At 46.4% G+C, this 7,909-nt stretch carries 7 protein-coding genes and 1 pseudogene; 5 read left to right on the top strand and 3 right to left on the bottom strand.

Annotated features, from left to right (window positions below):
• Window positions 1-134 precede the first annotated feature (134 nt).
• From AAFP11_RS20150 to AAFP11_RS20135, 4 genes are all read left to right on the top strand, one after another.
• Window positions 135-989, top strand: coding sequence for an alpha/beta hydrolase (locus AAFP11_RS20150; RefSeq protein ID WP_341738663.1), 855 nt, complete (start codon window positions 135-137; stop codon window positions 987-989).
• Complete coding sequence (locus AAFP11_RS20145) at window positions 986-1,699, top strand: glycerophosphodiester phosphodiesterase family protein (RefSeq protein ID WP_341738662.1); 714 nt, start codon at window positions 986-988, stop codon at window positions 1,697-1,699. The genes AAFP11_RS20150 and AAFP11_RS20145 overlap by 4 nt, the downstream gene beginning before the upstream one ends.
• 42 nt (window positions 1,700-1,741) lie before the next feature.
• Window positions 1,742-2,788 carry a histidinol-phosphate transaminase gene (gene hisC, locus AAFP11_RS20140; RefSeq protein ID WP_341738661.1) on the top strand — a complete coding sequence of 349 codons (1,047 nt, stop codon included), beginning with the start codon at window positions 1,742-1,744 and terminating at the stop codon, window positions 2,786-2,788.
• 227 nt (window positions 2,789-3,015) lie between these two features.
• Complete coding sequence (locus AAFP11_RS20135) at window positions 3,016-3,912, top strand: SH3 domain-containing protein (RefSeq protein WP_341738660.1); 897 nt, start codon at window positions 3,016-3,018, stop codon at window positions 3,910-3,912.
• Between the two features lie 143 nt (window positions 3,913-4,055).
• On the opposite strand, the gene AAFP11_RS20130 is transcribed toward AAFP11_RS20135, so the two are convergent.
• The 3 genes from AAFP11_RS20130 to AAFP11_RS20120 all read right to left on the bottom strand — a co-directional run bounded on the left by AAFP11_RS20130 (window position 4,056) and on the right by AAFP11_RS20120 (window position 7,309).
• Window positions 4,056-5,123 (bottom strand): LOG family protein, encoded by a 1,068-nt coding sequence (locus AAFP11_RS20130; RefSeq protein ID WP_341738659.1) that lies wholly within the window; start codon window positions 5,121-5,123, stop codon window positions 4,056-4,058.
• A 315-nt stretch (window positions 5,124-5,438) separates the two neighbouring features.
• Window positions 5,439-5,762 carry a thioredoxin gene (gene trxA, locus AAFP11_RS20125; RefSeq protein WP_340523999.1) on the bottom strand — a complete coding sequence of 108 codons (324 nt, stop codon included), beginning with the start codon at window positions 5,760-5,762 and terminating at the stop codon, window positions 5,439-5,441.
• 383 nt (window positions 5,763-6,145) lie between these two features.
• Window positions 6,146-7,309, bottom strand: a complete 1,164-nt coding sequence (locus AAFP11_RS20120; protein ID WP_341738658.1) for a GuaB3 family IMP dehydrogenase-related protein — start codon at window positions 7,307-7,309, stop codon at window positions 6,146-6,148.
• 110 nt (window positions 7,310-7,419) lie between these two features.
• Here AAFP11_RS20120 and AAFP11_RS20115 point away from each other — a divergent pair.
• Window positions 7,420-7,909 (top strand): annotated as a pseudogene (locus tag AAFP11_RS20115) (hypothetical protein); the annotation flags it as partial.

Genomic DNA, 7,909 nt, shown 5'->3' with positions numbered 1-7,909 from the left:
AATGAAACAGCCCTGGGGATTAGGGAGGATATCTGTGACTGGCTTTCAGGCTTAAGTTGACACTAATGGCCCGAAAGCCGGTTCCACAAAAACCTTATAAATCAGTTAATTTTAAATAAGTTTAATTAACAAAGATGCCAACTCGTCACACATTAGTTTTGCCAGAAATCGAAATTTCTTACTTAGAATGGCAACCAAAAACGGCATCACAACAAGTTCCGCGCTTGCTGTTGTTACATGGTTTAGCCGATAGTGCAGTTGTCTGGACGAGTCTGGGAAATTATTTGTCAAACCACTACCATATTGTAGCGCCAGATATGCGCGGACATGGAGAGAGTAGCAAACCAGATATGGGTTATACTTTTGAAAGTGCGATCGCCGATTTAGAAGCTTTGATGGCACACCTTAACTGGCCCCATGCTCACATTCTCGGACATTCTTGGACGGGAAAGCTAGCGCCAATTTGGGCCAGACAAAATCCCGATCGCTTTTGCAGTATGATTTTAGTAGACCCCATCTTCATCACTAAACTTCCCGCTGTGATGAAACTCACTCTACCACTTCTTTACCGCAAATTAGATTGTCTCAAATGTATGGGCCCCTTTCCGACTTTATCCGCAGCGGAAACAGCAGCCAAACTCTCAGGAGAATATGCAGCTTGGAGTGAGATGCAACAAATTGTATTCCAACAGCAAATCGAGCAAAAATCCGATGGTACTTGGGGTAGTAAATTTGTGATTCCCGCCCGCAATCAGATATTTACAGAAGTGATGCAAGTAGCTGGTTTAACTGAAAATATTGACATTCCCACTTTGTTGATCCAGCCAGAAAAAGGTGTGAATCGTATGGATTGGCAAATCCAGCCCTATCAGAGATACTTGAAAAATCTTACCATACAGAAAGTACCGGGAAATCACTGGTGTTTTTTGGTAGAACCGGCAACTTTTAATCAGACTGTGGCAGAATTTTTAGATACAACAAAATCATGAGTTTAGAAATTATAGCCCATCGGGGTTTTTCTTCGATCGCCCCTGAGAATACCTTAGCAGCTTTTGAACAGGCGATCGCCCGTGGCGCTCATTCCATCGAATTTGACATCCAGCTATCGGCTGACAGCATACCAGTCATTTTCCACGACACCACACTCGATAGGATTACCGGTGTTTCTGGTAAAGTCAGGGACAAAAACTTACCCCAATTGCAGTCACTGGATGCAGGTAAATGGTTCAGAGATGAATTTTCAGGACAAAAAATCCCCACCTTAACAGCAGCATTGCCTATCCTCAAACAAGTTGACAAATTTCTCTACTTTGATGTCAAACCCCACTGCGAATGGTCTAATTCAGAAGTAGCAGATTTTGTCAATACTTTGCAGGAGGCCGGAATCGCAGAAAAATGCGTGATTACTTCCTTTAACGATGGATTTCTCGAACAAGTGCGCCAAATAGCTGATGATTTGCCACTCGGACATATTGTTGCTAATCTGGAAGCGTACCAAGCTCAATTGGCTCAAGCTGTAGTTAAGGGCGATCGTCTGATTAGCACTTTGTATAGTGTTTTGCTGGCAAATCCTGCACTGATTGCCGAAAGCCGCAGTCAGGGAGTTGACATTGTGGCCTGGACGGTGGACGATCGAGAAGATTTGCAAAAGTTACTTGATTTAGGAATAACACGGATTGTGACTAATTGTTTGATATAATTTTTTTCGCTACCAATGAATCCCGATCTAAGCCGATAATAGATGAATTACTTTCGCAAAAAAATCCACGAAATGTCTGGCTATGTACCAGGGGAACAACCACCACTAGGTACTAAAATTATTAAACTCAATTCTAATGAAAATCCCTATCCACCTTCTCCACAAGCTTTAAAAGTGCTTCAGGAAATAGACGGGGAGATACTGCGACGCTATCCCGACCCTACTGGTAAACAATTCCGCATCGCAGCTAGTCAAGTCTTGGGAGTTCCTGATGATTGGATTGTCGTAGGTAACGGTAGCGATGATTTGTTAAACTTGATAGTTCGCGCTGTGGGTGAAACTGGTAAACAGGTAGTTTGTCCTTCCCCCACCTATGTATTGTATCGCACTTTGGCAGAAATTCAAGATGTGGAATTTGTCGAAATTCCCTATCCCGATGACTATCAGTTACCTGTTGATTTACTAATAGCAGCCCAAGGTGCTGTCACTTTTGTGGCTTCACCAAATAGTCCATCGGGAACGGCGATACCTTTAGCATATTTGGAGCAACTAGCTAGGGGTTTATCTGGCATTCTGGTGATTGATGAAGCTTATGTGGATTTTGCAGAAAATCATGCTTTGGAGTTGACAAAAACCTACAATAATGTTATAGTTTTGAGGACGCTTTCTAAAGGTTACTCCCTAGCCGGATTGAGGCTGGGTTTTGGCATCACAAATCCTGCCTTGATAGCTGAGTTAAATAAAATTAAAGACAGTTATAATGTGGATGCTTTAGCTTATCTAGTGGCTGCGGAGGCGATCGCCGATCAAACCTACAAAACAGCCAATGCCGAAAAGATTAAAGCTTCACGACAAACATTAGCCCTCAGCCTCCAAGAATTAGGCTTTGACATTTTGCCATCCCAAACCAACTTTTTGTTAGTCCGTCCGCCCCAGGGCGATGCGGAAAGGATTTATCAAAGACTGAAACAAGAAGGAATATTGATTCGATACTTCAATCAACCCCGATTAGCAGATAAGTTGCGAATTACTGTAGGTACGGAGGCACAAAATCAAATATTAGTTAAAATTTTGACCGAAATTTTATAAATAACTAGATACACAAAAAAAATAACATACACACAGTCCTGATTTGTTAAAGAAGTCGGGACTTTCACCAAGGAGTTAAAATTAATTTATGTGAATAAATATTGACGTATTTACCTAAAAATGTTAAACACAGCTAGATGTGGAAAGACCAAAAGACCCATCCACTTTTTTGCTATATTGACGTGCAATTAAGATAATGATTGTGGTGAATTGAGGAGTTGAACGTAATGACAAACATCAATGGTTGGAACAAACCCGCTGTATTGCTGAGCGCGATCGCGATCGTCGTCGGTAGTCTGCCCGCAAATAGCATCCCTGCGGTAGCTGAATCAACATCCAATATCAGCGAAAATATTTCCTTCACAAATAGCCCCACCTTTCAAATAGCCCAAGCTGGGAGCCTTTGTCGGAAAGTTACTCCCAAAGAAGGCTTGACTGTGCGCCAGGGTCCAGAAACCAAAGCTGCTAGAGTTGGCGGTGTCGCCATGAACACTCAAGTAACCTTGGCTAGCGGCGCGACTACCATTAAAGGCTCCGACGGCCGCCTCTGGATGGAAATTACCGCTCCGGTAAAGGGTTATGTGGCAGTTGGATATCCCAATAACGATGGTAATTTAGTTTCCTGTACCACAGGAAGCGCCGTGACTCCGAGTCCTTCCCCCGCACCAGCCCCCGCCCCAGCACCAGCACCCGCCCCAGCACCAGCGCCCGCCCCGACACCAACGCCAAAACCCACACCAGCGCCGATGCCGGCCCCAGCACCAGCGCCCGCGCCCGCCCCGATGCCTGCCCCGATGCCTGCCCCAGCGCCAGCACCAGCGCCCGCCCCAGCACCAGCGCCAGCACCAGCGCCAGCACCCGCACCAGCCCCAGCGCCCGCCCCTGGCCCTGTAAGTCTGTGCCGCCAAGTAGAACCTCGTGTAGCACCAAATGGTCTAATTATCCGCGCGGATGCTTCCAAAACTTCTGCGATTAAAGGTAGCGTCGCGGCTAACGGCAAAGTAACGCTGGTGCCCAATTACCAATCTGTCAAAGATAAGAATGGAGAAAATCGTAATTGGGTGGAAATTTCCGCCCCTGCGCCTGGATTTATATCTGCTGGCAATTTGATTATGTGCAAGTAAGATGAGGTAATGGGTCATGGGTCATAGGGCATGGGGTATGGGGCATTACTAATTACCTATTACCCATTACCTATTACCCATTACCTATTACCCATTACCTATTACCTTGTTCCATAAAGTTTCATCAATAAGTCCTCTACTCACTATTTTTGTTCAGGATGGGCTGCTTCCGGGGAATCTGCACCCATTTGATTGATAGTAGCAATTAGCTGATATAGCCTGCCTATATGTCGCTGGTTGAAATGCAATATTAGCCTTGGTAAATGGAAACTTTCGTCTCCGACTTCTGCTTGTAAAGCTTGACTTTTTTCAATTTTACCCTGGATTAAAATATCGCTGAAATCCGTATTTAACCGATCGACACTATCATCAGAAAGCTCCGACTTCAACCGAATTACCAGTTTTTCATTCACGTAGCGACACGAGTGATAAACTAGATAAAAATTGGCGATCGCCTCGCAGGCTAATTCCACATTATCTGTCACCGTATATAAACTGCGATCGTCGCCGGAAATCAAACCCCTCCCCCGCAATTGTTTTTGTACAAAAGCATCCAAATCCTGCCAATAATCGCCACCTGGTCGATCGATTAACACCACAGGAGCGGGTCCAAACTTACCCGTTTGAATCAAAGTCAGACACTCAAAAGCCTCGTCCAGAGTACCGAAACCGCCGGGAAACAGAGCCAAAGCATCGCTTTCCCGCAAAAAAAACAACTTGCGAGTGAAAAAATATTTAAAATTGAGCAATTTGCCATCACCGGCAATGAAAGGATTAGAACCTTGCTCGAAAGGCAAATTAATATTCAGTCCAAAAGAATGTTCAGCAGTGGCCCCCTCATTCCCTGCTTGCATGATGCCCCCGCCACCGCCAGTAATCACCATAAACCCCTGTTGGGTAATGGCTGTCGCAAAATCTTTGGCTATCTGATATTCGGGCGACTCCGGGGACACCCTTGCCGAACCAAAAATCACTATTTTGCGAACGTGACGGTAAGGATAAAACATGGAGAAAGCCTTTTCCATATCTCCCAGAGATGCGGAGATAATTTTCCAGTCTAGGCGATCTAGATCCTCTCCGGCTATTCTCACTAGAGTAGAGAGCGATCGTCCGATCCACTCTTGGTGCTTCAACAGAGGCAAGTGATTAATCAAATCTATCACCTTAGCCTGGAGAGATTCAAAAGCTTTGCCAGACGGAGAAGGAATCATGAATTTTTATGTAACTGCAACAATTAATAGCAACTTAACATCGAGGGTACAACCACACTCATCTGCCACAAGTAGTGTTCAGGAATCAATTAACCTAGGTTCGATCCTGTTCCTGCAAGGTACTTTTTCTCAAAGATATCCTTAATTCCAGGAAAGGTCTTGGAATATGGCATGAAACTGTTACCGATATGAAGACCTCTGGCAAATGTAAGTTATTGTTAACAAATTCAGAAAAAGTCTTACTGTTAATCAACCTCCCAGTCACTACCCAATTTGGATATATTTGGGTAGATTGTGGTAGATCTTCAAAAGTGGTTAAATGTACTTTTCCAAAGTGTTAGCCAGAGTAGTTTTCGGAACTGCCCCAACCACCATATCCACCCGTTGACCGCCCTTAAATATCATCAGTGTTGGAATACTGCGGATACCGTATTGGCTGGCCACGTTAGGATTTTCGTCGGTATTAACTTTTACTACCTTCACCTGTCCATCAAATTGCTGAGCAATTTCATCTACGACAGGGGCGACCATCCTACAGGGCCCGCACCAAGGAGCCCAAAAATCAACTAAAACTGGAACTTCGCTATCGAGCACTTCCTGCTTGAAGGTAGAGTCGGTTACTTGCGCGGCTGCTGACATCCCTAGCCATCCTTGTAAATACTATTTCTCGGTTTATAATTCTAGCAAAAAGTGTAACCAGTCGCACTAAATATTTTAGGACGAAGAAGCAAGAGGACACAAGGTCCAAAGAAGAGGGGACAAGGTAGAAAGTGGGCGATCGAGCGACAACCCGTTATCAAAACCCTCAAACCCTTACTGAGCCAGTAAAAACTCGAACTTTGTTACAAAAGGAACCGCCCAAACAGTAGTTCGGGCGGAGTGTGGTGTGAGGAGTGAACGGAAACTTGTGTCTCCGCTTACTCTATTGTGACATCTCCTCCTCGATAATTCCACAACATTATGTAAATTTCGAGACTATCTCCCAAAATTTGTAAAGGTAAGCTTGTACGTTGCAAGCAAATCTACTTACCCATACCCAATTGCTGAGCTTTTTGATAGACCTTACCCTCCGTCAGCAGAGAAGGAGCAATCACAACTTCCACTTGCTGCATCTCCTTAAGGTCTTTAGCACCAAGGGTTCCCATGCTAGTTTGCAGAGCTCCTAACAAGTTGTGAGTCCCATCGTCGAGTTGGGCCGGACCTCGGAGAATCTGCTTCAAAGTACCCGTTGTCCCCACGCGAATGCGAGTGCCACGGGGCAAAACGGGGCTGGGGGTTGCCATCCCCCAGTGGAATCCGCGGCCGGGGGCTTCTGCGGCCCTAGCGAAGGGAGAACCAATCATCACGCCATCAGCACCACAAGCAATGCACTTACAGATATCGCCACCGGTAATTAAACCACCATCAGCAATCACTGACACGTATTTGCCTGTTTCGCGATAGTAGTCGTCCCGCGCTGCGGCACAGTCTGCTACTGCTGTTGCTTGGGGAACGCCCACACCCAGCACACCGCGGGAAGTACAAGCAGCTCCGGGTCCAATGCCTACCAGAATGCCAGCAGCGCCTGTTTTCATTAAATTGAGGGCGACTTCGTAGGTGACGCAGTTGCCCAAAACTACTGGTATCGGCATCTCTTGACAAAATTGAGTTAAGTCTAGAGGCGCTACCGATTCCGGGGCCAGAAAAGCTGTTGATACTACAGTTGCTTGTATGAAAAATATATCAGCTCCGGCGGCGGCAACTGTTGAGCCGTATTTGCTCGCCCCCGCGGGGGTAGCGCTGACGGCCGCAATCCCTCCTCCCTCTTTAATTTCTTTGATTCGCTGACCGATTAATTCTGGCTTGATCGGTTCGGCATAGAGTTGCTGCATCAAGGAGACGAATTCGTGGTTCCCGACAGAAGCGATGCGCTCTAATATTGGCTGGGGGTCGGCATAGCGGGTGTAAATTCCTTCTAGGTTGAGGACTCCCAGTGCTCCCAATTCCGACAGTAAAACGGCCATGCGGACATCGACTACTCCGTCCATGGCGCTGGCGATAATCGGGATTTCGCGATCGATTCCGCCAATCTGCCACCTGGTGTCTGCCAGACTCGGATCGAGGGTGCGCTGTCCGGGTACGAGCGCGATTTCATCTATGCCGTAAGCTCGGCGAGCACTTTTGCCCCGCCCAATTTCAATATTCACGCTGTTTCACTTCCACAATGTATTTAAATTAGATTAACAAAATCGTAGCCTGCCAGCAGGTAGCGATCGCGCCACTCAGGGGAAAAAAGCTCGATCTTGATTCTGATGCTATGAAATTTAAAGGCGCACTCTTCCTCAGCAATGGCCACGGGGAAGACGCGATTAACTGTCAAATTTTGTCCGCTTTGAGAGCATCTGGCTCCAATGTCGATGTGGCAGCGATGCCCATTGTCGGTGACGGGGCTGCTTACGCCCGATCGGGTGTACGGATGATTGGGCCTACCAGTAAAATGCCCTCCGGTGGCGTTTTTTACATGAATCCAATATTTTTGGTCAAAGATATTGGGGCAGGGCTGATTGCTTTGACTTGGCAGCAATTGCGCGCTGTTTGGAGGCATTCGCCCCACTGCGATTTAGTTGTGGCCACTGGGGATATTGTAGTTGCGGCGATCGCCCATTTGACCGATCGCCCCTATATAACCCACATTCCGCACCCCCAACTGGCACATAGGCGGATTGAGGGGGTAAAAGTGAATCATCCGAGACCAAGCGTGAGTAAAAACACCCAAAAATCTCTGCAACGATCGCATCACGAGCGTT

Origin of the sequence: Microcoleus sp. CAWBG640 (assembly GCF_020883015.1) — a bacterium.
GTDB classification, from domain to species: Bacteria; Cyanobacteriota; Cyanobacteriia; order Cyanobacteriales; family Microcoleaceae; genus Microcoleus; species Microcoleus anatoxicus.
The sequence above is the reverse complement of the archived record's forward strand: the minus strand, read 5'-3'. Positions and strand labels throughout refer to the sequence as shown.

Coding starts and splice junctions, on each gene's coding strand:
- AAFP11_RS20150 (WP_341738663.1), top strand. CDS start 135: ATGCCAACTCGTCACACATTAGTTTTGCCAGAAATCGAAATTTCTTAC.
- AAFP11_RS20145 (WP_341738662.1), top strand. CDS start 986: ATGAGTTTAGAAATTATAGCCCATCGGGGTTTTTCTTCGATCGCCCCT.
- hisC (WP_341738661.1), top strand. CDS start 1,742: ATGAATTACTTTCGCAAAAAAATCCACGAAATGTCTGGCTATGTACCA.
- AAFP11_RS20135 (WP_341738660.1), top strand. CDS start 3,016: ATGACAAACATCAATGGTTGGAACAAACCCGCTGTATTGCTGAGCGCG.
- AAFP11_RS20130 (WP_341738659.1), bottom strand. CDS start 5,123: ATGATTCCTTCTCCGTCTGGCAAAGCTTTTGAATCTCTCCAGGCTAAG.
- trxA (WP_340523999.1), bottom strand. CDS start 5,762: ATGTCAGCAGCCGCGCAAGTAACCGACTCTACCTTCAAGCAGGAAGTG.